General features: G+C 62.1%; 21 protein-coding genes. 10 read left to right on the top strand and 11 right to left on the bottom strand.

What is annotated here, in order from left to right; all coding sequences use genetic code 11:
• Positions 1-86 precede the first annotated feature (86 nt).
• The 3 genes from dnaB to LCH97_RS03905 are packed head-to-tail and all read left to right on the top strand — an operon-like array spanning position 87 to position 2459.
• On the top strand, positions 87-1493 hold the full coding sequence (gene dnaB / locus LCH97_RS03915; protein WP_017509558.1) for a replicative DNA helicase: 1407 nt from the start codon (positions 87-89) through the stop codon (positions 1491-1493).
• Between the two features lie 49 nt (positions 1494-1542).
• Complete coding sequence (locus LCH97_RS03910; RefSeq protein WP_147695878.1) at positions 1543-1851, top strand: ferredoxin; 309 nt, start codon at positions 1543-1545, stop codon at positions 1849-1851.
• A complete protein-coding gene (locus tag LCH97_RS03905) occupies positions 1851-2459 on the top strand; it encodes an alpha/beta hydrolase (protein WP_227303499.1) in 609 nt (202 codons plus the stop codon). The genes LCH97_RS03910 and LCH97_RS03905 overlap by 1 nt, the downstream gene beginning before the upstream one ends.
• Positions 2460-2518: 59 nt before the next feature.
• Here LCH97_RS03905 and LCH97_RS03900 read toward each other — a convergent pair whose 3' ends face one another.
• A complete protein-coding gene (locus LCH97_RS03900) occupies positions 2519-2917 on the bottom strand; it encodes a hypothetical protein (RefSeq protein WP_227303498.1) in 399 nt (132 codons plus the stop codon).
• 182 nt (positions 2918-3099) lie between these two features.
• Between LCH97_RS03900 and LCH97_RS03895 the strand changes: the two genes are divergently transcribed.
• Positions 3100-3942, top strand: a complete 843-nt coding sequence (locus LCH97_RS03895; protein WP_227303497.1) for a flagellin — start codon at positions 3100-3102, stop codon at positions 3940-3942.
• A gap of 56 nt (positions 3943-3998) precedes the next feature.
• Here LCH97_RS03895 and LCH97_RS03890 read toward each other — a convergent pair whose 3' ends face one another.
• Entirely contained in the window at positions 3999-5153 is a 1155-nt protein-coding gene (locus LCH97_RS03890; RefSeq protein ID WP_227303496.1) for a diguanylate cyclase, read from the bottom strand.
• A 68-nt stretch (positions 5154-5221) separates the two neighbouring features.
• Complete coding sequence (locus LCH97_RS03885) at positions 5222-5875, bottom strand: GntR family transcriptional regulator (protein ID WP_227303495.1); 654 nt, start codon at positions 5873-5875, stop codon at positions 5222-5224.
• Between the two features lie 256 nt (positions 5876-6131).
• Here LCH97_RS03885 and LCH97_RS03880 point away from each other — a divergent pair, with 256 nt between their 5' ends.
• The 3 genes from LCH97_RS03880 to LCH97_RS03870 all read left to right on the top strand — a co-directional run bounded on the left by LCH97_RS03880 (position 6132) and on the right by LCH97_RS03870 (position 10935).
• The gene (locus LCH97_RS03880; RefSeq protein ID WP_227303494.1) at positions 6132-7469 is read left to right on the top strand and encodes a glutamine synthetase family protein; all 1338 of its coding nucleotides are present in this window, start codon (positions 6132-6134) and stop codon (positions 7467-7469) included.
• Between the two features lie 66 nt (positions 7470-7535).
• On the top strand, positions 7536-8903 hold the full coding sequence (locus tag LCH97_RS03875; protein WP_227303493.1) for an aspartate aminotransferase family protein: 1368 nt from the start codon (positions 7536-7538) through the stop codon (positions 8901-8903).
• A 115-nt stretch (positions 8904-9018) separates the two neighbouring features.
• On the top strand, positions 9019-10935 hold the full coding sequence (locus LCH97_RS03870; protein ID WP_227303492.1) for a hypothetical protein: 1917 nt from the start codon (positions 9019-9021) through the stop codon (positions 10933-10935).
• Positions 10936-10967: 32 nt separating this feature from the next.
• Here the strand turns inward: LCH97_RS03870 and recN are convergent, their stop codons facing one another.
• The 8 genes from recN to LCH97_RS03830 form a co-directional block, all read right to left on the bottom strand.
• Positions 10968-12629, bottom strand: coding sequence for a DNA repair protein RecN (gene recN, locus LCH97_RS03865; RefSeq protein ID WP_227303491.1), 1662 nt, complete (start codon positions 12627-12629; stop codon positions 10968-10970).
• Positions 12630-12638: 9 nt separating this feature from the next.
• Positions 12639-13514: an NAD kinase gene (locus LCH97_RS03860; RefSeq protein WP_227303490.1), complete on the bottom strand. Its 876-nt coding sequence runs from the start codon at positions 13512-13514 to the stop codon at positions 12639-12641.
• Positions 13511-14158, bottom strand: a complete 648-nt coding sequence (locus LCH97_RS03855) for a response regulator transcription factor (protein ID WP_227303489.1) — start codon at positions 14156-14158, stop codon at positions 13511-13513. Before LCH97_RS03855 ends, LCH97_RS03860 begins: the two co-directional genes overlap by 4 nt.
• Complete coding sequence (locus LCH97_RS03850; protein ID WP_227303488.1) at positions 14158-16449, bottom strand: ATP-binding protein; 2292 nt, start codon at positions 16447-16449, stop codon at positions 14158-14160. Before LCH97_RS03850 ends, LCH97_RS03855 begins: the two co-directional genes overlap by 1 nt.
• Positions 16450-16590: 141 nt before the next feature.
• A complete protein-coding gene (gene msrA, locus LCH97_RS03845; protein ID WP_255619268.1) occupies positions 16591-17130 on the bottom strand; it encodes a peptide-methionine (S)-S-oxide reductase MsrA in 540 nt (179 codons plus the stop codon).
• Positions 17130-18035, bottom strand: a complete 906-nt coding sequence (locus LCH97_RS03840; protein ID WP_227303487.1) for a histone deacetylase — start codon at positions 18033-18035, stop codon at positions 17130-17132. Before LCH97_RS03840 ends, msrA begins: the two co-directional genes overlap by 1 nt.
• On the bottom strand, positions 18029-18262 hold the full coding sequence (locus LCH97_RS03835) for a DUF1653 domain-containing protein (protein ID WP_227303486.1): 234 nt from the start codon (positions 18260-18262) through the stop codon (positions 18029-18031). The genes LCH97_RS03840 and LCH97_RS03835 overlap by 7 nt, the downstream gene beginning before the upstream one ends.
• A gap of 48 nt (positions 18263-18310) precedes the next feature.
• On the bottom strand, positions 18311-18796 hold the full coding sequence (locus tag LCH97_RS03830) for a GNAT family N-acetyltransferase (protein ID WP_227303485.1): 486 nt from the start codon (positions 18794-18796) through the stop codon (positions 18311-18313).
• Positions 18797-18826: 30 nt separating this feature from the next.
• Here LCH97_RS03830 and LCH97_RS03825 point away from each other — a divergent pair, with 30 nt between their 5' ends.
• The 3 genes from LCH97_RS03825 (at position 18827) to LCH97_RS03815 (ending at position 24712) form a co-directional block, all read left to right on the top strand.
• Positions 18827-19789, top strand: coding sequence for a tRNA-dihydrouridine synthase (locus LCH97_RS03825; RefSeq protein ID WP_227303484.1), 963 nt, complete (start codon positions 18827-18829; stop codon positions 19787-19789).
• A 292-nt stretch (positions 19790-20081) separates the two neighbouring features.
• Positions 20082-21302: an exonuclease subunit SbcD gene (gene sbcD, locus LCH97_RS03820; RefSeq protein WP_227303483.1), complete on the top strand. Its 1221-nt coding sequence runs from the start codon at positions 20082-20084 to the stop codon at positions 21300-21302.
• Entirely contained in the window at positions 21299-24712 is a 3414-nt protein-coding gene (locus LCH97_RS03815) for an SbcC/MukB-like Walker B domain-containing protein (RefSeq protein WP_227303482.1), read from the top strand. The genes sbcD and LCH97_RS03815 overlap by 4 nt, the downstream gene beginning before the upstream one ends.
• Positions 24713-24729: the final 17 nt, after the last annotated feature.

Here is a 24729-nt window from a genome sequence, read left to right as displayed (position 1 = left end):
CCAGATCAGGCAGGGGGCTTTAGGCCGCCTGCACCCAGGGTTGGCCGCGGCCAACCTTTGTTGTCTTGTCGGGTAAGCCAGGATTTATGAGCGATTTTGATATCAACGACGCCTCTGTGGCGGCCATTCGTACACCACCACACTCTATCGAAGCCGAGCAATCGGTACTGGGCGGCTTGCTGCTGGATAACAGCGCCTGGGAAAAAGTAGCCGACCTGCTGACGGATAGCGATTTCTACCGTCACGATCACCGCATTATCTTCCGCCACATTGCCCGCCTGGTGGACATTGCCCGCCCGGCCGACGTGGTTACCGTGTCGGAAAGCCTGGATAAAAACGCCGAGCTGGCCAGCATCGGCGGCCTGGCCTACCTGGCCTCGCTGGCGCAAAACACGCCGTCTGCGGCCAACATCCGCCGCTACGCCGAAATCGTGCGCGAGCGTTCGGTGATGCGTGCGCTGGCGCAGGTGGGCACCGAGATCGCCGAATCGGCCTACAACCCGCAGGGGCGCGACGCCGCCCAGCTGCTGGACGAGGCCGAGGGCAAGGTGTTCCAGATTGCCGAATCTACTGCCAAGTCCAAGCAGGGCTTTCTGGAGATGCCGGCGCTGCTGAAAGAGGTGGTCGAGCGTATCGACATGCTGTACAGCCGCGACAACCCGGACGAAGTGACCGGTGTGCCTACCGGCTTCCACGACCTGGACGCGCGCACCTCCGGCTTGCAGCCGGGCGACCTCATCATCGTGGCCGGCCGCCCGTCCATGGGTAAAACGGCCTTCTCCATGAACATCGCCGAGAACGTGGCCATCGAAACCGGCCTGCCGGTGGCGGTGTTTTCCATGGAAATGGGTGGCGCGCAGCTGGTTATGCGGATGCTGGGCTCGGTAGGCCGCCTGGATCAGCACATTCTGCGTACCGGCAAGCTGGGTGACGAAGATTGGCAAAAGCTGACCTACGCCATCGGCAAGCTGTCCGACGCGCCGATGTACATCGACGAAACACCCGCGCTGACTGCACTGGAGCTGCGCGCCCGTGCCCGCCGCCTGGCGCGCCAGCACGGCGGCAAGCTGGGCCTGATCGTCATCGACTATTTGCAGCTGATGAGCGGCTCGGGCCGTAATGACAACCGTACCGCCGAGCTGGGCGAAATCTCGCGTGGCCTGAAAGGCCTGGCCAAAGAGCTGCAAGTGCCGGTGATTGCGCTGTCGCAGCTATCGCGTGCGGTGGAGCAGCGTACCGACAAGCGCCCGATGATGTCCGACTTGCGTGAATCCGGCGCCATCGAGCAGGACGCGGACTTGATTATCTTCATGTACCGCGAAGCGTATTACAAACCGGACGAAATCGACCTGAAAAACCAGGCCGAGGCCATTATCGGTAAGCACCGTAACGGCCCTACCGGCCGCGTACGGCTGGCCTTTATTGGCCAGTACGCCAAGTTTGACAATGCCGCTACTATCGGTATTTCCGGCTGGGCAGATTCTGACGAATAACACCCCGTGCCAGCTGCCAAGGTTGGCCGCCTACCTGTAAGAGACGAACATGAGCTACTTCGACAAACACGTTTTCATCTGCTGCAACCAGCGCGCCGAAGGCGAAATGTGCTGTAACAACCACGGCGCCAGCGAGCTGCTGGGCTATATGAAAGACCAGATCAAGGCGCGCGGTCTGGCGGGCAATGGCCAGATTCGTGTCAACAAGGCCGGTTGTCTGGGCCGTTGCGACGAAGGCCCGGTAATGGTGGTTTACCCGCAAGAGACCTGGTACACCTTCATCGACAAAGAAGACATCGATGAAATCGTGGAAGAGCACATGGTGAATGGCCGCATCGTGGAAAGGCTGAAAGTCTGATGCTCAAGCAGCTGCACAAACTCGATATCGCCGGCCCGGCAGGCAAGCTGGAAACCATCTTTATCCCTGCTGTGGGCGATACCACCGGTATTGCGGTGATCTGTCACCCCAACCCTACCCAGGGCGGTACCAATACCAATAAGGTCGTCCAGACCGCCGCCAAATCGCTGTCGCAGCTGGGTTATGCCTGCTACCTGCCCAATCTGCGTGGCGTTGGGGAAAGCGAAGGCACGCACGATTACGGCATGGGCGAGGTAGACGACGTACTGGCCGTGGTGGCGCATGCCCGCGCCGAGCTGGGCCAGCTGCCATTGGCGCTGGCCGGTTTCTCTTTCGGCGGCTTTGTGGCCGCCCGCACGCGAGCACGCATCGAGGCGGACAAACTATTGCTGCTGGGCGTGGCCGTAGGCAAATACGAGATCGCTACGCCGGATGTGCCTGCCGATACGCTGGTGATTCACGGTGAAGAGGACGAGGTTATTCCACTCGCCGCGGTCATGGACTGGGCGCGCCCGCAACAGCTACCGGTGGTGGTGCTGCCGGCTGCCGGCCACTTTTTCCACGGCCGCCTGATTCAGCTGGGCAACCTGATCAAACGCTGCTGGTAAGGTTAGCCGCAGCCGGGCAAAAGCACCGTACTCGATGAGGGTACGGTGCTTTTTTTGGGTCAGGCCGCTTGCGGCTCGCTGGCCAGGCGTAGCTGGCATTGCTGCAGCGTGGCGCGGGTAAGGGTGAGCAGGATGCGCTGCCGGCGCTGTAGTTGCGCGCTGTGCCATTGCCACAGCGGCCCGGGCAGCGGCACGCCACAGGCCTGGGCCCAGTGGCGGTATGCCTCATCGTATTCCCGCTGTAATGCCACGCTGTCGTAGCCTAGCGCGGCTTGATCGGCAATCAGGCGTAGCAGCAGGCGGCGGTAGTGCTCGGGCTGGTGGCGGTCTTCTTTCAGCCAGTGGCTGCCCAGGCGGGTTTGTGCCAGCAGCAAGGCTGCCAGGAGTTGCTGGTGGCTGCGCCAGGCGGTACGCAAGGCGGTCAGGGTGGTGTCTGGCGGGAGGGTGGCAGGGCGCATGGCGATCTCCTTTTGTGCAGTGCACAATGCCATTTATAAGCCTTGTCTTTTATCGATGGCAAGCTCGATCGCTGTGGTTTTGCTTGCGTGCGGCAGAAAAAAACGTTTTGCAACAGAGGTTTGCTATTGAATGCGGCGGTTGAGCTGCTAGAATGGATTATCAATAGCCGAGGTGCGTCATCATGGCTCTTAGCATCAATACCAATATCAGTGCGCTGAACAATCAGGCGCAGCTACGCCAGACAGAGCAAGCCAAGCAAAAGGTGCTGGCCCAGCTGGCATCCGGCAAGAGCATCAATAGCGCGGCGGACAATGCCGCCGGCTTGGCGGTAGCGGAAGGGCTGCGTAGCCTGCAGCTGGGGGATACCCAAGGCATTCGTAATGCCTATGATGGCGTGTCGCTGACGCAGACTGCTGATGGTGCTTTGTCGCAGATTACCCAGAACAGCCAGCGCCTGGAAGAGCTGGCTGTGCAAGCGGGCAACGGTACCCTGAGCGCCGAGAACCGCGCGGCTTTGCAAAAAGAGGCCGATCAGCTCACCCAGGCGAATTCACAGATTATCGACAGCACCACCTTTAACGGGCAGCCGCTGTTCAACGGCGGGAGCACTTCAACCTTTCAGGTGGGCGGGCAGGGTGCGTCCAGCGAGCAGCTTAGTGTTACTGCAGCGGATCTGACCAGCGGCGCCAGCAAGCTCAATGGTTACAACAGCAATGGCTCTGCTACCGGCACTATCGATCTGTCCAATCCGGGGGCAGCGCTGTCGCAAATCCAGTCTGATCTCAAGCAGCTGGGCAGCTATCGTGCAGACCTGGGGGCAGCGGCTAACCGTTTTGGCACCGCCATCGAGAACCTGACCACCTCGTCAATCAATACCGAAGCGGCGCGTAGCCGCATACAGGATGCCGATTACGCTGCCGCCAGCAGCGAACTGGCGCGGCAGCAGATTCTGAGTAATAGCAGCCAGGCTGTACAGGCGCAGGCAAACCTGACACCGCAGTTCGCGATGAGTTTGCTGCGCTAGCAGCAACGGCAAAAAAAAGCCCCTTGTTCACACCAAGGGGCTTTTTCACGTCTGGCTTATAGGGTGTTCATGGCGCTGCGTACACAGTTGCGGCCTTGCTGCTTGGCCTGGTACAGCGCCATGTCGGCTTCCATGATGAGCTGGCGCAAGCTGTGCTGGCCTGCCATGCCACCGGCGATACCTATGCTGGTGGTTTGCTGTATGGCCTGGGCGTCGCTGGTCTGGATCGCGTGTGCCGCCAGCGCTGCTCGGATGTTCTCGGCGATCAGCGGCGCCAGGTTGGCCGCATTGCCGGACAGCATGATGACAAACTCCTCGCCGCCGCTACGGCCATACAGCGCATCAAACGGGGCCAGCTGCGCGCGTAGCAGGCGTGCCAGGTGCGCCAGTACGTCGTCGCCGGCCTGATGGCCGTGTCTGTCGTTTACCTGCTTGAAGAAATCCAGGTCCAGTACCAGCAAGGCCACGGGCTGCCCCGCGTGCTCGGCAAGGCGCTGCTGGGCCTGGTCGTGAAACGCCCGGCGGTTGTACAGGCCGGTGAGCGGGTCGTGCATGGCGAGCTTGTACAGGCGGATTTCCAGCGCTTCAAAGCAGACAAAAATAAACGCCAGGATCTTGGCAAACTCCAGCAGGATAAGGACGTAGTTTGCGATCGCAAAATGCGGCGAGCTGGCCAACTCGCCCTGGCTGTAGTGCATGGCCAGCGTAACGCGCCCCATCTGGGCCAGCATCAGCAGCAACACCAGAGTGGTAATCAGCCGGTAGCCCAGGCGCTGGCGGTGCGGGCTGCTGACAAATACTTTTAATGTCAGCAGGTTGAACATCATATAGCAGGTGCTGTATAGCGCTGCGCGTTGCTCAAAATAGGCCGGAGCATTGGATATGGCCAACAGCAGGGCGCTGGCCAGCAACACCAGGGAAAACTGCAGGCGCCAGCGTACCGGCCGTTGTTCCAGCGCTAGCGCACCACTCCAGGTAAGCGACAGGGCAACAAAGAGTACGATATTGGCTACCTCGACGGATAGCCACAGCGGAATGGCCGGGCGCAGGGCGATAAGCAGCATGCTGACGCTGGCCAAAATGCCGCCTACGCCCCAGTGCCGCAGTGCCTGCTCTTGCGGGTAGCGCAAGCCCATCAGCAGCACCGCCAGGGTAAGCAGGGTAAACGTGGTGAGTTGCACGACGTACAGCGTGCCTAGATGCAGTTGCATTGGCTGCTCTGCTTGAAGCTGGAAGCCTTAATGATAAGCAATGCTTACGGTGTCGTCGACTGTGCTGTTTAACCTGGTTTGCATAAGCTGCGCAAGTAGCTGCCGGCGGTACGCAAATCCTGCTCGATAGCGGCGCGCACTCCATTGGCATCCTTGGCCAATAGCGCTTGCAACAAGGCGCTATGCGCGTCGTTCATGGTTTTCCACACCGCCAGGTCCTGGTGTAGCTGGTTGGAAATAGGGCCCACGTACAGCCATACGGTTTCAATGAGTGACAGCAGTACTGGCGAGCCACTGGCCTGGTAGAGCAGCAAGTGGAACTGTTCGTTAGCGTCCAGATAGGCTTTGACGTCGTCTGCCGCGATTGCCGCGTCCATGGCGTGGCAGAGTGTTGCCAGCGCGGTGCGGCCGCTATCGTCCAGCCGGCTGGCGCCCAGCCAGGCGGCCTGGCCTTCCAGCAGGATGCGGTTCAGCAGGATGTCGTCAAACTGGCTCACCGTCAGCTGCGGTACAGCTACGCCACAGTTGGGGATGTTCACCAGCGCTTTTTCTGCGGCCAACCTTTGCAATGCGGCGCGTACCGGCATCTGGCTCACGCCCATCTCGTCGGCCAGATGCTTGATCTTCAGGCGCTCGCCAGGTAGCCAGCGGCCCAGCATCAGCCAGTGGCGCAGCGTGTCATAGGTTTCGTCTTGCAGGGTAGAGGCGTTGGCAGTCTTCATGGTGTGTGATGCCCGCAGCGGTAGCCGGCGCATGCGGTGGGGCGAGCTTTACAGGTTCAAGGGTAGGTGGCGCTCGTCAGCATAGCAGAAACGCCACAGGCTGCGCCGCAAAGATTTGATCAAATGTTGACTGCGACATTTGATCAAATATACATTGCCAGCCATCAGGCCTGCATTTGCTGCGGTTTTCTGTTTGGCAAGGGATGCATCGCTGGGCAAGGACGGGAAGCAAAGGGCTTACCAGAGGAGAGCAAGCATGAACGACACACTGGCCGCATTTATACGCCAGCACCAGATACACGAGATCGAGTGCGTGATACCGGACATGACCGGCGTCGCACGCGGCAAGATCGTACCCAAGAACCTGTTTCTGGCCGAGGACAGCATGAAGATGTCCAAGGCAGTGCTCACTATTACCGTCAACGGCGAGTTTGCCGAGTTCGAGCGCTTTGCCGGCGCCAACGACCCCGATATGGTGTGCCGGCCGGACCCGGCCACCATCCGTCTGGTGCCATGGGCCATCGAGCCGGTGGCGGTGGTGATCCACGATTGCGAGGATTTCGACGGCAAACCGGTAGGCATCTCGCCGCGGGCCGTGCTGCGCAAGGTGCTGAAGCTGTACGAAGACAAGGGCTGGCGCCCGGTGGTAGCGCCGGAGATGGAGTTCTACCTGATCCGCCAGAACAACAACCCGCACGAGCCACTGCGGCCGCCGTCCGGCCGGGCTGGCCGTTCCGAGGTGGGCCGCCAGTCGTTTTCCATCGATGCGGTCAACGACTTTGACCCCTTCTTTCAGGAGCTGTCCACCTTTTGCCAGGCCGCCGAGCTGAACGTGGAGACACTGATCCACGAAGTAGGCGCCGCGCAGATGGAAATCAACTTCAGCCACGGGGACGCCATGTCGCTGGCCGATCAGGTATTCCTGTTCAAGCGTGCGGTGCGTGAAACCGCCTACCGTCACAATATCTTCGCCACCTTCATGGCCAAACCGATGGAAGGCGAGCCGGGCAGCGCCATGCACATCCACCAGAGCATCGTCAGCACCGATACCGGCGACAACATTTTCTCGCTACCCGATGGCAGCCCCAGCCCGCTGTTCTTCCACCACATTGGCGGCATGCAGCGCTACCTGCCGCAAGCCATGCCGATGTTCGCGCCTTACGTGAACAGCTACCGCCGCCTGAGCCGCCACACGGCCGCGCCGATCAACGTGCGCTGGGGCTACGACAACCGCACCTGCGGCATCCGCATCCCACCGTCCGGCCCGGCAGCACGCCGGCTGGAAAACCGAGTGCCCGGCGTGGATGTGAACCCCTACCTGGCGATGGCCGCCACGCTGGCCTGTGGTTACCTGGGCATGGTGCAGGCGCTTGAGCCGTCAGCGCCGATGGACGACAGCGCCTACGACATGGACTACGAGCTGCCACGCAGCCTGGAGGACGCGGTCGAGCTGATGCAGGCCTGCCCCGAGCTGGCCGACATCCTGGGCGAAGAGTTCGTGCAGGCGTTCTGTGCGGTGAAAGAGAAGGAGTTTGAAACCTTCAACCGCGCCATTACCGCCTGGGAGCGCGAGCACCTGCAGCTGCACGTCTGACAATATCGATAATAGACAAGGCGCCGCCAGGGTTGGCCGCAGCCTTGCCACACAAAGGAGAGCACCATGACCAAGGTACGCCATGGCATAGATTGGGATAAGGCCCAGGCCCTGATGGCCGCCGAGCGCGATACGTTCATCAGCCGCATGCCGCGTTCGCGCGCGCTATCGGCCGCCGCTGCCGACCACCTGCTGTTCGGGGTGCCGCTGCACTGGATGAACGACTGGTCGACGCCGTTTTCGCTATATGTGGACCAGGCGCGCGGCGCGCGTTTTCGCGATGTGGACGGCCACGAATACGTGGACTTTTGCCTGGGGGATACCGGCGCCATGTTCGGTCACAGCCCGCAGCCGGTGGCCGACGCCATCGCCCGCCAAGCGCAGCGCGGCTACACCGCCATGCTGCCCAGCGCCGACGGCGTGTGGGTGGCGCAGGAGCTGGCGCGTCGCTTCGGCATGCCGTACTGGCAGTTTGCGCTGTCGGCGTCCGACGCCAACCGCTTTGCCATCCGCTGGGCGCGCGCCATTACACAGCGTAGCCAGGTTTTGATTTTTAACGGCTGTTACCACGGCACGGTGGACGACGTGTTCGTCGACCTGATAGATGGCCAGCCGCAAACCCGTGACAGCCTGCTGGGGCAGGTGTACGACATTACCCGGCATACGCGCAGCATCGAGTTCAACGACCTGGCGGCGCTGGAAGCCGCGCTGCAAGACGGGCAGGTGGCCTGCCTGCTGGCCGAGCCGGCCATGACCAATATCGGCATGGTCTTGCCCGAGCCCGGCTTCTGGCAGCAGGCGCAGGCGCTATGCCGCCAGTACGGTACGCTGCTGCTGATCGACGAAACCCACACCATCAGTAGCGGCCCTGGCGGTTACACCGCTGCCCACGACCTGCAGCCAGACTTGTTCGTGGTGGGCAAGCCGGTGGCGGGCGGGGTGCCGTGTGCCGTGTACGGCTTTACCGAAGACGTGGCCCGCCGTGCCGAAGACGCCAAGCGCCAAGCGCCGCCGGGGCATAGCGGCATCGGTACCACGCTTACCGCCAACCTGCTGGCCATGGCCGCCATGCGTGCCAACCTGGCCGAGGTGATGACCGACGCTGCCTATCAGCACATGTTCGGCCTGGCGGAAAGGTTGGCCGCAGGGCTGCGCGAGGTGATCGCCCGCCGCCGTCTACCGTGGTGCGTCACGCAAGTGGGGGCGCGTACCGAGTTCCAGTTCACCGCGACGCCGCCACGCAATGGTAGCGAGGCCGATCGTATTCTGGACGGCGAGCTGGAGCACATCGTGCACCTGTTTCTGCTGAACCGCGGGCTGCTGATCACGCCATTCCATAACATGATTCTGGTGTGCCCGGATACCCGTGTGACCGACGTGGACCGGCTGGTACAGGCTATCGACGAGTTTGCCATCGCGGTATCTGCCAGCTAAGCGTCACGCCACGGGCTGGCGTATCAGCCATTGCCAGCCTGTGGCTATGCTATTGAAATGTGGCGTTTTGCCGGGCGTTTGCTAAACTGGTGCACCCCCACGCCGGCTGCACGACATGAACGCACAGCACACTACAGACGAACACGCCCCCGCCACCCGTTACGACCTGATCATCCGCCTCCCCGAATCCCCGGATATGGCGCTGCTGCAACAGCAAGCCAGCACCCAGCTGCAGCTGGGTCACGACAAGGCCACGCGCCTGATGCAGCACCTGGAGCAGCGTGGCGCCACCCGCATCAAAGCCGATATCGCGCAGGATGAGGCCGAACGTACCGCACAAAACTTCCGCGATGCCGGTTTCCAGGTGGAAATGAAGCCTGCGCTGGCGCTGCTGGACAAACATGCCAGCCTGACCGATAGCGAGTGCCCCGGCTGCCAGCGCATGATGCGGCCAACCCCGCAGCGCCAGTGCCCGTACTGCCAGATTTACCTGGACAAGATCGACCCGGAAAAGCTGCGACTCAAGCAGATTCGAGACGAAGAATTGCGCAAGCTGAACGCACGCCTGCAGCGCGAAAGCGAACTGGGTAGCCGCCAGAGCCAGGAAGACAGCGAGCGTGCGCTACGCAACCGCATCCGCGCTGAACTGGAAAAAGAGCTGGGCTTGCATCAGCCATGGATGGCTTTCTTTCGTGGCAGCCGTGGTGTGCTACGCGCTGGCGCCATTGTCGTACTGTTAGGCGGTGCATTCTTTGGCGGATACCGTCTGGCCTCGCCATCGGGCCAGTCGCTGGCACCCGAGCAACAGGCCGCCCTGGCACAGGGGGTACTCAACCGGATCATGGGTGGCGGTCTGTCCACGCAGCCAGCCGACCTGGCGGCATTCGCGCAGTCGCCGGATGGTGCCTTGCTGGCGCAGGGCAGTAGCGATTCGCTTTTGGCCAGCCCGCTGAACGGCGAAGCCAGCGCAAGTGGGGAGTGGCAAGGCGTAGCGGCCAGCCTGCAGAAGGTGGCCGCACAAAACGGTGCCGCGCTCGGTGAAAAACAGAACCTGGCGCTGGCGCTGGTGGTGGCGCTGGCAGAAAGCGGACAGGCGCAGCGTGCCAACGAACTATTGGCGCGTTTGCAGGCCACGCCGGGCTACCAGGCCGACAGTGCCCGCAGTGCCGAGCTGCTGGCCAGTGCCTGGGTGCTGACGCAGCGCCCCGGTGGCATCAGTGCGCAAGCGCTGGACGAGCTGGGCACCCAGGCCAGCCAGCTAAAGCCACAGGATGCCGCCGTGTTCTATGCCCGCGTTGCCAGCATGCTGGCCGCCAGCCCGCAGCTATCCGCCAGCGTGTGGCAAGCCTGGCTGGATAAAGCCCGCGCACAGCTACCACTGCTGTCTGGTGCGGTGATGCGCGACTACACCACCAGCCAGCTGCTGCGCTGGCAGGCCCAGGCGCAGCTGAATGCCTTGCAAGCCAATGCGGCCAAGGGGCGATGGACGGAGGTAAAAACGCTGCTGGGCCAGCTCCAGGCCAGCCAGGCCGCCACGCCGGGCCCTGCGCTTACCCTGCTGCTTAGTCAGGGTGAGCTGGCCGCAGGCCACGCTCCGGCCGCCGCGCAACAGCTGGAGCAAGCGTATACCCTGGCCGCACAAGCTGCCGCCAAGGGTGACCCGGGCCTGGTGCTGTCTGCGCTTGCGGACCATCAGGGCGCTTTGGCCATGGCCCCCTTGCTGGCCAAACTTGATGGTGTCGTGGCGGCGCAGCAGGCTAATCTGCACGCGCCCTTGTACGGTGCCATGGCGACTATCGCTGCCGCCGCCGGCATGGAAGAAGCCAGTGCGCTCTACCAGCAGCGTGTGGCCGCAGCACTCACCGGTAGCGAAGGCCGGGATGAGCAGATTCTGGCGCTGAGTGTGAGCTGCAGCACCCGGCTGGCGCAGTACTATCTGCGCACCCGCCAGCCAGCGCTGGCCGAGCGGCAGCTGCGCAAGTCGGCCGCCGTGGTGGTGCCCTTGCTACCCGAGGCGCCGGCCAGTAGCTAGCCGGCAGGCTTTTTTGCGTTGAGCCTGGCGAGTCAGGCGTTATTGCCCAGCATCTCGCTGGCGTGCTGGCGCGTCGTGGCGGTAATGTCCTCGCCGCCCAGCATGCGGGCGATTTCCAGCACACGGCCTTCTGCGTCCAGCGGCGCAATGCGGCTTACCGTCCGGCCGGCCGCACTGGACTTGCTTACCCGCCAGTGTTGATCGCCGCAGGAAGCCACTTGCGGCAGGTGCGTCACACACAGTACCTGGTAGCGCTGGCCCAGCTGTTTGAGCAGCTTGCCCACCACCTCGGCTACGCGCCCGCCAATGCCGACATCCACTTCGTCAAAGATCAGCGTCGGAACGCTGGCAACCTGGCTGATGACGACCTGCATCGCCAGGCTGATACGCGACAGCTCGCCACCGGAGGCCACCTTGGCCAGCGGCCGCAGCGTGCTGCCCTGGTTGGCCGCCACCAGGTATTCGATGGTTTCCAGGCCGTGGGCGGTGGGCTCGCTGGCGGCGGATAGCTCGATGGCGAAACGGGCGCCTTCCATGGCCAGGCGTTGCATTTCGGTGCTGATGCGCGCTGATAGCTCGCTGGCAGCCTGGCGGCGCTTGCCGGACAGGCTTTCGGCCTGGGCGCGGTATCGTGCCAGCGCGGCGGCTTCTGCCGTGGCCAGTGCTTCCTGGTCGGTAGCGGCTTCCAGTGCGGCCAACTGTGTTTGCCAGTCGGCCAGTTTTTTCGGCAGGTCTTCCGGCTGGCAGCGATACTTGCGCGCCATGCCCATCAGCGCATCGATACGGGCTTCTACCTCGATCAGCTGCTGCGGGTCGTCGTCGAAGCTGCTGCCGTAATCGCGCAGGCTGTACACCACCTCGCGCAGCTCGGCGTCTACCGAGTCCAGTAGCGCCAGCGATTCGGCCAGACGGGTATCAAAGCCCGACAGCTTGCCCAGGCGGTTCTGCACCTGCGACAGCAGCGACAGGCAGTTGCCGTCCATGTCGGACAGTACGTCCACGGCAGACTGCGCCGATTGTGCCAGCTCGGCAGCGTTGGCCAGGCGCGAGTGCTGCTGGTTCAGCTGTGGCCATTCGTCGGCTTGCAGCGCCAGCTCGGCCAGCTCGCCGATCTGCCAGGTCAGGCGTTCGCGTTCCACCTCGGACTCGCGCACGCGCTTTTCAGCGTCTTCACGCGCCTTGCGGGCGTGCTGCCAGTCTTGCCAGGCGGCGCGCACGTCTCGCGACAGCTGGCTGGCGCCGGCGTAGGCGTCCAGCAGGCCGCGTTGCATCTCGGGGCGCACCAGCGACTGGTGCGCGTGCTGGCCGTGGATGTCCACCAGATACTCGCCCATGCTCTTGAGCTGGCTCTGGGTGGCTTGCTGGCCGTTGATGAAGCTGCGCGAACGGCCGTTGCGGTCCACCAGGCGGCGAATCAAGAGCTCGCTGTCGTCACCCGACAAGGCGTTATCTGCCAGCCAGGCTTGCAGGTCGGGCTGGTGGGCGATATCGAAACTGGCGCTGATTTCGGCACGGTCGGCACCGTCGCGGATCTGGCCAGCCTCGGCGCGGTCGCCCAGCAGCAGGCCTAGCGCGTCCAGAATGATGGATTTGCCGGCACCGGTTTCGCCGGTCAGTACGGTAAAGCCGGGCTCGAACTCCAGCTGCAGCTGGTCCACGATGACAAAGTCTTTGACGTTGAGCGTAAGCAGCATGGTGTTATCTCACAGCAGGCGCTCGCCCCAGTGGAGCTTGTGCCGCAGCATGTCGTAGTAGTTGTAGCCGATAGGGTGCAGCAGCTTCAGCGTGTTGCGGTAGCTGCGCACGATGACGCGGTCCATTTCCATCAGGTCGCAGTGTGACTGGCCATCGAAATGCACACGCGCATCCAGGCCGCGCGTCAGCATGAATGACACTTCGCAGCTGTTGCTGATGGCAATCGGGCGGTTGTTGAGCGACTGCGGGCAAATCGGCACCAACGCCACTGCTTGCAGGGTAGGGTGCAGGATAGGCCCGCCGGAGGCTAGCGAGTAGGCCGTAGAGCCGGTGGGCGTGCTGATGATCAGGCCGTCGGAGCGCTGGCTGTAGACAAACTGGTTATCGACAAATACCTCGAATTCGATCATGGCGCCCAGCGCGCCACGGCTGATCACCACGTCGTTAAAGGCCAGAGCGCTGGCGATTTCGGCGTCTTCGCGAATCACCGACGCCTGCAGCAGGATGCGTTCTTCGGGCACAAACTGGCCATCCAGAATGCGGTCGATGGCGTCCAGCATTTCGTGCAGCGAGATATCGGTCATGAAGCCCAGCCGGCCCTGGTTGATGCCGACCAGCGGCACGCGGTAGGGGGCCAGGACGCGGGCTACCGACAGCATGGTGCCATCGCCACCCAGTACGATGACCAGGTCGGCCAGCTTACCCAGGTCTACTCGCTCCACTACCGGATAGCTGCCGTCCGGCAGGCCGGTGCAGCTCTCGGCGTCGACCACGATATGGAAACCGCGGCTGGTAAGGTGTGCGGCCAACTTCAGCAGCGATTCGATGATCTGTGGCTTGCTGTGGCGTGCCACCAGGCCGATTTTATTAAAAAGACGTGTCATTGCGTGGTGTCTTGCGCAGGCACCGGCTGTACCGCATCCAGTGCTTTCAGGTAGAAACGTACCAGCTCGGCCAGCGAGTTGATATCCAGTTTTTCAAACAGTTTGGCGCGGTGGGCTTCCACCGTGCGGGGCGACAGTGCCAGGTCGCGGGCGATTTCCTTGCTGGAGCGGCCCTCGGCTACGTAACGCAAAATAAGGCGCTCGCGCTCGGTAATGCGCTCCAGTTTCTGGCGCACTTCCTGGGTCTCGGCTTCCTGCTTTTGCTGCTGGATGCTGATGCGGATCGCCTTCTTCAGGCTTTCCAGCAACTGCACGGCGTTGATGGGCTTGGTCAGGAAGTCCACCGCACCGCCACGGAAAGCGCGGCGGCACTCTTCCAGGTCGCCATGGCCGGTAATGAAGATGATGGGCATCTGGATGTTCTGCAGGTTCAGCATGTCCTGCAGCGCCAGGCCGGATGTTTGCGGCATGCGGATATCCAGCACCAGGCAGCCGATCTCGTCTGGGCGGAATTTTTCCAGAAACGCCTCGGCGTGTTCGAAGGTCTGCACGCGCAGGCCCTGGGTGCCGATGAGCAAGGCTAGCGAGTCCCGTACGGCCGGGTCGTCATCAATGACAAAAATCGTTGGGGTCATGGATGCCATTACACACTCACTCCTTCGCTTTCATAAGGGGTATTCATAACCGGTAATTCAAAGTAAAACTCGGCACCGCCGGATGGCAGGTTGTCGGCGCACAGCACGCCTTCCATGTTTTCGATAATGGTATGGCTGATGGTCAGGCCCAGCCCCATGCCCTGAGACTTCGAGCTGAAGAACGGCTGGAAAATGCGCGATCGTACCTCTTCCGGCATGCCCGGGCCATTATCACGCACGCCTATGCGTACGCGGTTGCCGCGCTGCTCGCTGTACAAAAACAGCCGGTGTTCGCCCTCGGTTTCCATCATGGCTTCCATGGCATTCTTGCACAGGTTCAGGATGACTTGCTCCACCTGGATGGTATCGGCAAAAACTAGCGGCAGGGCGGCAGCCAGGTCAGTTTTTACCTGTACCTGATGGCCGCGCAGCTCGGGTTCGATCAGGGTCACGATATTCAGTACAGCCTGGTTCAGGTCTACCGGCACAAACTCGGCTTGCTTGCTTGCCACGAATTCTCTTAGTTTTTTGACGATATGCCCAGCCCGCTGCGCTTGTTTTACCGAGGAGCGCAGGGCGGAAATCAGCAGGATACGGTCCGGCTCTTCGTCTTCCAGCAGGCCCAGACAGGCCTCGTTGTAGCTGACGATGGCAGATAGCGGCTGGTTGATTTCGTGGGCAATGCCGGAGGTCATCTCCCCCAGCGTGTTGATACGCGCCACACGGGCCAGCTCGGCCTGGTGCTGCTTGAGCCGCTCTTCGCTGCGTTCCAGGGCTTCTGCCATGCGCTGGCGTAGCGGCGCCATGTCGCGGAAGGTAATTACCAGGCCACGCATGATGCCATCGGGGCCCGGTAGCGGTGATACGGTACCTTCTACATAGAAAACCTTGCCGCCCTGGTCGATATAGGCATTTTCCGGCAGATCGACTTTCTGCCCGGTTTGCAGGCAGGTCTGCAGCGGGTCAAGCACGGCTTCCCGCGCCAGATCAAAACGCAGGCGCCAGATCTCGCCTAGCTGGCGGCCAATGGCTAGCGGGGCAGACACATTCAGCAGCAAGGCGGCTTTGGGGTTCAGGTACTCCACCTGCAGGTCGCGGCTCATCACCAGTACCGCATCATCGATGTTTTCCAGCGTCACCATCGCTTGCTGGCGCTCGCGGTGCAGGGTGTCGTGGTAGTGCTCGCTTTGCAAACGCTCGTTATGTTGCGAGGCGGCAATCAGCAGTAGCAGGGCGTTGATCAGTGCCGACGCGCCCATGGCCAAAGCGTATAGATACCAGGGAATATGCCCGGGCGAGGTTGGCCGCGTAATGGATAGCTTGTACGGGAAGTAGTCGCGATCTATCGATACCTCGCTATAGCGCGCTGGGAACAGCAGCTCCCCCAGCCAGCTGTTGCTGGTAGCTGCCTGGGGTTGGCGTATGGTAATGGCCGGCATGGCCTGCGTTGGCATGGTGGGGGTCAGCCGCACGCTAAGCTGCTGAGCGTTGCCGCTTTGCATGGCCAGCAGGGTTTCTGCCTTGATGCCTACTGTAATCACGCCGATGGCTGCGCTGATGCGCTCATCGGGCGAAGTTGGCGCTACGCCTTCTGCATAAATGGCTTTGACAAAACCAAAGCCGTGGCCGCCCTCGCGCATCTGGTAGGGCTGGGTAATTTCAATCTCGCTGCTGCGGATGGCGCGCTGTACCGCTGGGCCCAGAATGGCATCCTGCAGGATATCCAGGCCCTGCATGAAGTTGTACTGGTTGGCGGAGGGTGGCTCGGCATCGACTAGCGGGATATAGAACGGCCGTGCCGGGGACGGCCGCCACAGCTGGCTGTTCAGCCAGCCAGGGTCGCCGTTGCCCTGATAGTCTTTGATAAAGAAGGGCTGATAACGCTGAAAGCTGATGGAGGCTTCGTAGTTTTCGCGCTCGGCCAGGCTGACCTTGGGCTGGAAACCCATCAGGTAGATATAGGGGTAGCGGTTGCCTATGCCTTGGGCGTATTGCCGGAAACGCAGCTTGTCCATGCCATAGTTGGCTGCAGACAGTTCGGTAAAGCCGTATACCGCGGTTTCGCAGATCAGCAGGCGCTCTTCCAGCGTTTTCTTGATATGCAGGCTGGCCGCGTCAAACTGCTGTTGCCGGCTTTCTTCGGTGAGCAGAATGGCCACCACCAGAATGGCCATGGATAGCAGGGCCCACAGCAACAGAAAGGTGCCTTTTACCCGCCAGGGCAGCTCTTTGACAATGTGTGGCCATTGCCTGATGCGGAAAAACCCGGTATTGGCCGGGGCGTGCGCGCTAGGAGTCATGTTGGCCGTGACGGTAGAGGGGGGCTAATTGTAACGCAGGATGGCTGAAAATCTGCAATTGGCATGCGGCAAACCCGGCAGGGGCAACCCTGTGGCAAGCTGAAGGTGGCGGCCGCATGGCCACCACCTTGTAATGTGCATTCAGCTTGTTTTCAGCAGGCCCGGCAGGCTGCGGTACAGCTTGTGCAGCTTGGGTGAAATCACCACCTGGCAATAACCGGCATTCTGGTTACGCTGGTAGTAATCGTGGTGATAGCTTTCGGCCGGGTAAAAATGGCTGGCGGGCTTGACTTCGGTCACGATGGCGGCCGGGTAATCGCCACTGGCATCCAGCTGGCGGATCATGTCCAGCGCTTCTTGCTGCTGGCTGTCACTATGCGTATAGATACTCGAGCGATATTGCGTGCCGATATCGTTACCCTGCCGGTTTGGCGTGGTGGGGTCGTGGGTAAGGAAGAACACCTGCAGCAAGGTGGCATAGCTGATGGTGTCAGGTGCATAGTGCAGCTCGATGGCTTCGGCATGGCCGCTATTGCCACGGCACACGCTTTCGTAGTCCGGGTCGGCCAGATGGCCATCGATATAGCCTGGTATGACTTCTGTCACGCCTTCCAGCTGGCGGAATACCGCCTCGGTGCACCAGAAGCATCCCCCGGCAAATGTCGCTTTGGCAATGGTCATCAGACAGCTCCTTTCATGCTGTGGCGTGCCAGCATGGCACGCACGGTTTGGCAATGTATGGCGACCGTATCGTCTATGGGGACGGCGTAGCCGCCCGCCATCACGACCGCCAGCGGCCACTGTTTTTGCTCGCACAGGTCGAAAACCCGGGTGTCGCGTTGCCTCAGCCCGTCCTGGCTGAGGCTTAACCGGCCCAGGCGGTCGCCTGCATAAGGGTCGGCACCAGCCAGATAAAACACGATATCGGGCTGAAAGCCCGCAGCCAGCGTGGCTAGTGCCTGATCCAGCGCCGCCAGGTAAGCGCTATCGTCCGTGCCATCCGGCAGATTTACATCCAGCGTAGATGCCACGCGCCGGAAGGGGAAGTTCTTTTCCCCGTGCAGGGACAGGGTAAATACCCGCGCATCAGCGCCAAACAACTCGGCGGTGCCATTGCCCTGGTGTACGTCCAGGTCGATGACGGTAGCGCGGCGAATCCGCCCTTCTTGCTGTAATACACGGATGCTTACCGCCACATCGTTGAATACGCAAAAACCGCCCCCTTTGGCGTGGCCGGCGTGGTGTGTGCCACCGGCCAGATTCACCCCCGCGCCATACAGTAGCGCGCTGCGTGCGGCTGCCAGCGTAGCCCCCACCGAGCGGCAGCTGCGTTCTACCAGGGCCTCACTCCAGGGCAGGCCGATTTCGCGCATGATGGCAGGGGCTACGCTGCCGTCGAGCATGCGGCCAACGTAGTCGGCATCGTGCGCCAGCATCAGCTCCGCCGGCGTGGCAGCGGGTGCTTCTGCCAGCCGGTCGGGCGCCAGGCTGGCGACCGCTTGCCCCAGTAGCGCGTACTTTTCAGCCGGAAAGCGGTGGCCAGCCGGCAGCGGCATGGGGAACTGGTCGGTACGGTAGATCAGCACGGCGCGTCCAGCAGACGAAAGCGTGGCTGTGTGACGCCATCAATCGTGACCTGCTCGCAAAACATGGCCAGCGGGCGTACCCACAGCCCCATGTCACCGTATAGCGGGCGGTATACCGCCATCAGCTCGTGGCTTTCACTGTGGCGGGCAAAGTCTATCAGCTGGTAATGGTTGCCCTTGTAATGCTGGTAACGCCCCAGCGCTGGCAAAGTGATATCGGTTGTCATGGTGCGCTCCTGCTAAGTTGGCCGCATTGTGCCGCGTTGCGGCTGGCTTCACAAATCAGCGGGGCGCTGCCAGCTCATGGTCAGAAACACCGTGTCCGGCACAAAGCCCATTTCTCGATACAGCGCCTGCGCACCGTGATTGCTGTGCGCGGTTTCCAGCCACAGATTGCCCCCGGGCGGAATGCTTTGCTGGATAGCCCGCAGCAGTGCTGCCGCTATACCATGCCGGCGCCAGTCGGGCGCCACATACAAGTCATGCAGCAGATCGTTGCGCGCCAGGCTCAAGGTGGAATAGCCGCGGTAACACAATGCCACAGCTACCAGCTGGCCAGCCTGGCTAGCGAGCCACAGCGTGGCCTCGCCGGTGCTAAGGCGCGCCTGCAGGTAGGCGGCCAAGGCCGCCGTATCGGTGGGTAGCTCGTAAAAAGCGCGGTAAGCGGCCAGCAAGGGCAGGGCACTGGCGATGTCGCTCGCATCGCCCTGGCGCAGGTGGATGCCTGCTGGCGTGGTGTCGGGTGGCGTGCTTGTATACAATGCGCTGCTCCTTAAGTATTGGCGGTAAACATGAAAATTGTACTGGCCCCGATGGAGGGCCTGGTAGACGACGTCATGCGTGATGTCCTGACGCGTATTGGCGGTATCGACTTGTGCGTGACCGAGTTTGTACGCGTGACCAACTCGCTGCTGCCGGTGCGCACCTTCGAGCGGCTGGCGCCGGAGCTGCAAACCGGTTCGGCCACGCGTTGCGGGGTGCCCGTGCGGGTGCAGCTGCTGGGTTCCGAGCCGGAATGGCTGGCACAAAATGCCGTGCGTGCCGCCGAGATGGGGGCCGTAGGGATAGACCTGAACTTCGGCTGCCCGGCGCCTACCGTAAACCGGCACCGTGGCGGTGCAGTATTGCTAAAAGAGCCCGACGTTCTTTATAGCATCGTGCGCGCGGTACGTAGTGCGGTGCCTGCCAGTACGCCGGTTACTGCCAAAATGCGGCTGGGTTACGAAGACACCAGCCTGACGCTGGAATGCGCCCATGCCATCGAGCAAGGGGGCGCAGAAGAGCTGTGCGTTCACGCGCGTACCAAGGTAGAGGGCTATCGCCCGCCTGCGCACTGGGCGTGGCTGGCACGTATCCGTGAGGCGATGACGATACCGGTGGTGGCCAATGGCGAAGTCTGGACCCTGGAGGATTATCAGGCCATTCGCGACATCAGCGGTTGCGAAACCGTGATGATAGGGCGCGGCCTGGTATCCAGCCCCGACCTGGCCTGGCGCATTCGCCACCTGCAGCAAACCGGTGAAATGCTGCCCCCGGCAGCGTGGTCGCAGGCACTGCTGTGGCTACGCGATTTGACAGAACAATGTCAGTTGCGTGCCGATGGCGGCCGTTACGCGGTAAGCCGCAGCAAGCAATGGGCAAAATTGTTGCAGCGCACTTATGGCGAGGCGGAAATTTTCTTCAATGAAATCAAGCGCATAGAGAGTGGTGAGCAATTGATGACCGTGTTTGATCGCCACATTGCCGCTGCCTAGGTATTTTTACGCATAGTCACCAGGCCGCATGAGCCTATATCATTCAACCATCTTCTGAAATTACTGCTTCCTCGCAGCCTGTTCAGAGGCGGGCTACGGCCCGAACTTATAAAACCTCCTGACTTGTGACGATTCAGGAGGTTATTTTTTTGCCCGCCCACACGTCATAGCCGCATTCAGTATGGATATTGGCGTATCGGCCGACTCGCCGTGTTGCCGTGTGTATCTACCTGTGTCTTGACACGGTAGAATCGTCACATTCCAAACCAGCATTATCCTCCCGGCATTATCCATGCGTATTATTCATACCTCCGACTGGCATTTGGGTCAGCATTTCATGGGGAAAAGCCGGCAAGCCGAGCATCAAGCTTTTCTGGATTGGCTATTGCAACAAGTCGCAGTGCAACAAGCCGATGCCGTGCTGGTGGCGGGTGATATTTTCGACACCGGCGCCCCGCCCAGCTACGCCCGCGAACTCTATAACCGCCTGGTCGTGGCCCTGCACGAGCTGGGCGTACAGCTGATCCTGCTGGCTGGCAACCACGATTCGGTGGCCACACTGGCCGAGAGTCAGCCTCTGTTGGCCAGGTTGAATACGCTGGTTGTACCGGCGATCGACGCAGAGCCGGCGCGTATGGTGCATCTGCTGCGCAATAAGCAAGGCCAGCCCGGCGCGCTGCTGTGCGCGCTGCCGTTTATCCGCCCGCGTGACGTGATGCGTAGCGAAGCCGGCCAGAGCGCCGAGGATAAGCAACGCTCGCTGCAGCAAGCCATTGCCAGCTACTACCAGCAGGTATACGACGCAGCCTGCGCGCAGCGCACGGCGCTGGGCCTGCCGCTGCCCATTATTGCCACCGGCCACCTTACCACCGTGGGGGCCAGCAGCAGCGAAGCGGTACGGGAAATCTACGTTGGTGCGCTGGAGGCGTTGCCTACCGCAGCCTTCCCGCCGGCGGACTACATTGCGCTGGGCCATATCCACCGCCCGCAGCGGGTCGGTGGCCTGGATCATATCCGTTACAGCGGCTCGCCCATCGCGCTGGGCTTTGACGAGAGCCGGCAGCAAAAAGAAGTATTGCTGGTTGAGCTTGATGGCGGTGGCGTACAGCACATTAGCCCCTTGCCGGTGCCGGTATTTCAGCCCATGGCCCAGCTGCGTGGCACGCTGGCTAGCCTGGGGCCACAGTTGGCCGCAGCCGCGCAGGCCGGTAGCAGCACCCAGCCGGTATGGCTGGAAGTATGCGTGCAGGCCGACGACTACCTGGCCGATCTGCAACACAGGCTAGCGCAGCTGTGCGATGGTTTGCCACTGGACATACTGCGCCTGCGTCGCGAGCGCCCGCAGCAGGCCGCCAGTCTGGCTGGCAACCCGCGCGAGACACTGGACGAACTCAGCCCGCAAGAGGTGTTTGCCCGCCGCCTGGCGCTGGAAACCCTGGATGAGGGGCTGGCTAGCGAGCTGGCTACCCGTCATCAGCACATCCTGCAGCAACTACAGGCAGGGCAAGCATGAAAATACTAAGCGTACGCCTGAAAAACCTGAACTCGCTGCAAGGCGAGTGGCAGATCGATTTCAACCAGCCACCATTGGCCGATTGCAGCCTGTTTGCCATTACCGGCGCCACCGGCGCCGGCAAGTCCACCTTGCTGGACGCTATCTGCCTGGCGCTTTATCACGAAACGCCGCGCCTGAAGAGCATCTCGGCGGGGGGGAACGACATCATGAGCCGCCACACGGCTGACTGTCTGGCCGAGGTGGTGTTCGAAGTCAAAGGCCAGTGCTATCGCGCCTTCTGGAGCCAGCGCCGCGCGCGGGACAAAGCCGATGGCGCCTTGCAGGCACCCAAAGTCGAGCTGGCACACGCGGATGGCCGCATCCTGAGCAGCCAGGTCAACGACAAGCTGCGCCAGACCATTGCGTTGACCGGCCTGGATTTTGCCCGCTTTACCAAGTCCATGCTGCTGGCCCAGGGCGGTTTTGCCGCCTTTCTCAACGCCAGCGCCAACGACCGCGCCGAGTTGCTGGAAGAACTGACCGGCACCGACATCTACGGCCAGATCTCGCAGCGCGTATTCGAGCACACTCGCGAACAGCGCCAGCTACTGGTACAGCTGCAGACCCGCGCCGGCGCTGCCGACCTGCTGGACGATGCCCGCCGGCAAGACATGCAACACGAGCTGGCGCAATGGCAGCAGCAGGCAGGCGATAGCGCCAGCGCTTGTCAGCAGATAGCCAGGCAGATGCACCTGCAGCAAGACCTGGCCGCCGCCGCACAGGCTGCGGCGCTGGCGGCGCAGCAGCTTCAGCAAAGCACGCAAAGCTGGCAGGCTGCCGCGCCCTGGCAAGCCAGCCTTGACGCCCACCAGCCTGCGGCCGCCATACGGCCCCTGCAGCACGCCTACCAGAACACCGCGGCACAGCTGGCACAGCAGCAACAGCAGCACCAGGATTTGCAGCAAGCGCTAGTCAAGGCGCAGCAAAAGCTGGCTGCCGGCAAACAACACGCCCTGTCGCTGGCACTGCAGCTGCAAACAGAAGCCGACGCGGCGTTGCAGCACGCCACTCGCCAGCACCAGCAGCTGACAGACAGCCTGGCCCTGCGCAGTCAACATGCCACGCTGGGGCAGTGGCTGCCCTTGTGGCAAAACCAGCTTGGCCAGCTGGCTGCACAACGCCAGGCATTGCAAGCCGAGCAGGCAGCGCAAGCGCACAGTCAGCATCGCCTGGAGCAGCAACAGGCCAACGTGGTGACACTGGCAGCGCAGCTGGATGCCGCACAAGCAGCAGCACAGCAAGCCGAGTTGGCCGCACAGCAACAGCAAGCCACGCTGCAGGCGGCACTGCAAGGGCAAGACCTGGCCGGATTGCGCCAGCAGTGGCAACAAGCCCAGCAGTACAACACTCAGCTTGCCCAGCTAGCCGGCCAGGCTGGCGAATTGCGCACGCTAAGCGCCAGCCTGCAACAAGCCCAACAACAGCAGCACACGCTACAGCCGCTGTTGGATGCGGTGCAGCTGCAGCTGGACACCCAGCGCCAGCAGTACAAAACTACCCGCAAGCTGCTGGCCGACCAGCAACACATCCTGCTGCTGGAACAGCGCATCCAGAGCCTGGAGGCGCATCGTCAGCAACTGCAAGCCGGCGAAGCCTGCCCGTTATGCGGCGCGCACGAACACCCGGCTATCCATCAATACCAGCAGCTGGATAGTGCACCCACTCAGCAGGCCATTACCCGGCTGCAAACCGAGCTGGAGGTGCTGGAGGAGCGCGGTCGTGCGGTCAACCAGCAGCAGGCCCAGCTACAGGCCAGCCTGCACGCTGCCGTACAGCAACAGCAAAGCCTGCAGGCCAGGCTGGATGCACTATCGGCTAGCTGGCAGCGCCAGGCAGACCAGCTTGGCCTGCCGGAACAGGGCTGGCAGCATGCGGCGGTGTGGCCAGACCTGCTCGATGCTGCCAGCGTTAGCCTGGCCGATAGCGCCCGGCGGCTAGAAGCGGTCGACGCCGCTAGTCAAGCCTGCCAAGCAGCACAAGCTCGCGCGGCACATACTGCCCAGTTACAACAGCAGGCTGCCAATGAACACGCACTGTTACTGCAAGCCGTACAAGACAGCCAAAAGCAATGGCAACAGCAATGCCAGCATGCCGCACAGCGGCAAGCACAACTGAAGCAGCTGGAAAGCACCCTGGGCAGCAGCCTGGCTAGCGCGTCTTATGATCTGCCCGTGCAGCCGGAAAGCTGGCTGGCCGAGCGCCAGAAAGAATGGGCGCAGTGGCAGACGGATCAAACCGCATTGCAAACACTGGCTAGCGCCTTGCAACAGCTCGCGCAGCAGAGCCAGCAAGCACGCAATGCCGTAGTGCATTGGCGCGCCCACTGGCCTGCCGGTGCCGAGCCCTGCGCTGCGGCCAACCCTGCTGCCGAGCTGGAAGCCCAGGCAGCCAACCTGCCTCTGCTGGAACAGGCTGCCAGCCAGTTGCAAGGGCAGCTTGCCCAGCAACAACAGCAGCTGCAGCAAGCAGCCGATATGGCAAGCGTAGTGAGCGTGCAATGGTTGCAAGCGCTGGCTGACAAGTGCTTTGCCGATGAGGCGGCCTGGCGGCAGGCCTTGCTGGATGACGCCAGCGTACAGTCTTACGAAGCTCAGCTAGCGCAGCTGGCCAGCCAGCTGGCGCAGCACCAGGCGGTGGCCGAGAGCAGCCAGCAAAGGTTGGCCGCAGCCCAAGCCGAGGCCGCCGGACTGCCCGCACTGGCCGAGCTGGAGCAAGCCCACGCCGCCCACGACGCCAGCCGCCAGCACGCCCTGACACGGCAGGGGGCGTTGCAAAGCCTGCTGGACGACGACGCCCGGCGCGGCGCCGAGCAACAGCAACTGCTGGCCGACATGGCGCGCCAGCAAGCCGAGCTGGATATCTGGTTGCGGCTCGACAGCCTTATCGGCTCCGCCAAAGGCGACAAATACCGTAAATTTGCGCAGGGCCTGACACTGGACAACCTGATACACCTGGCCAACCGCCAGCTTGCCCGCCTGCACGGGCGCTACGTGCTGCAACGGCAGCCGGGTGGCGAGCTGGAGCTGGATATCGTGGATACCTGGCAGGGTGACACGCGGCGGGACACCCGCACCTTATCCGGCGGCGAAAGCTTTCTGGTGAGCCTCGCGCTGGCGCTGGCACTATCCGACCTGGTGAGCCATAAAACATCGATAGATTCGCTATTCCTCGACGAGGGCTTCGGTACACTGGACCCGGAAACGCTGGATGTCGCGCTGGATGCGCTGGATAGCCTGCACGCCAGCGGCAAAATGATCGGGGTGATCTCCCACGTGGAAGGCTTGAAAGAGCGCATCCCGGTACAGATACGTGTTCACAAGGGCAGTGGTGGTTTGTCTACCCTTTCTCTCGCTACTCACAGCGCCTAAGGCGCATCAAGAAGGAT

This window comes from Vogesella sp. XCS3 (genome assembly GCF_020616155.1).
Taxonomy (GTDB): domain Bacteria; phylum Pseudomonadota; class Gammaproteobacteria; order Burkholderiales; family Chromobacteriaceae; genus Vogesella.
Note: the sequence above shows the minus strand (reverse complement) of the source record. Positions and strands in the feature narration are given on the sequence as shown.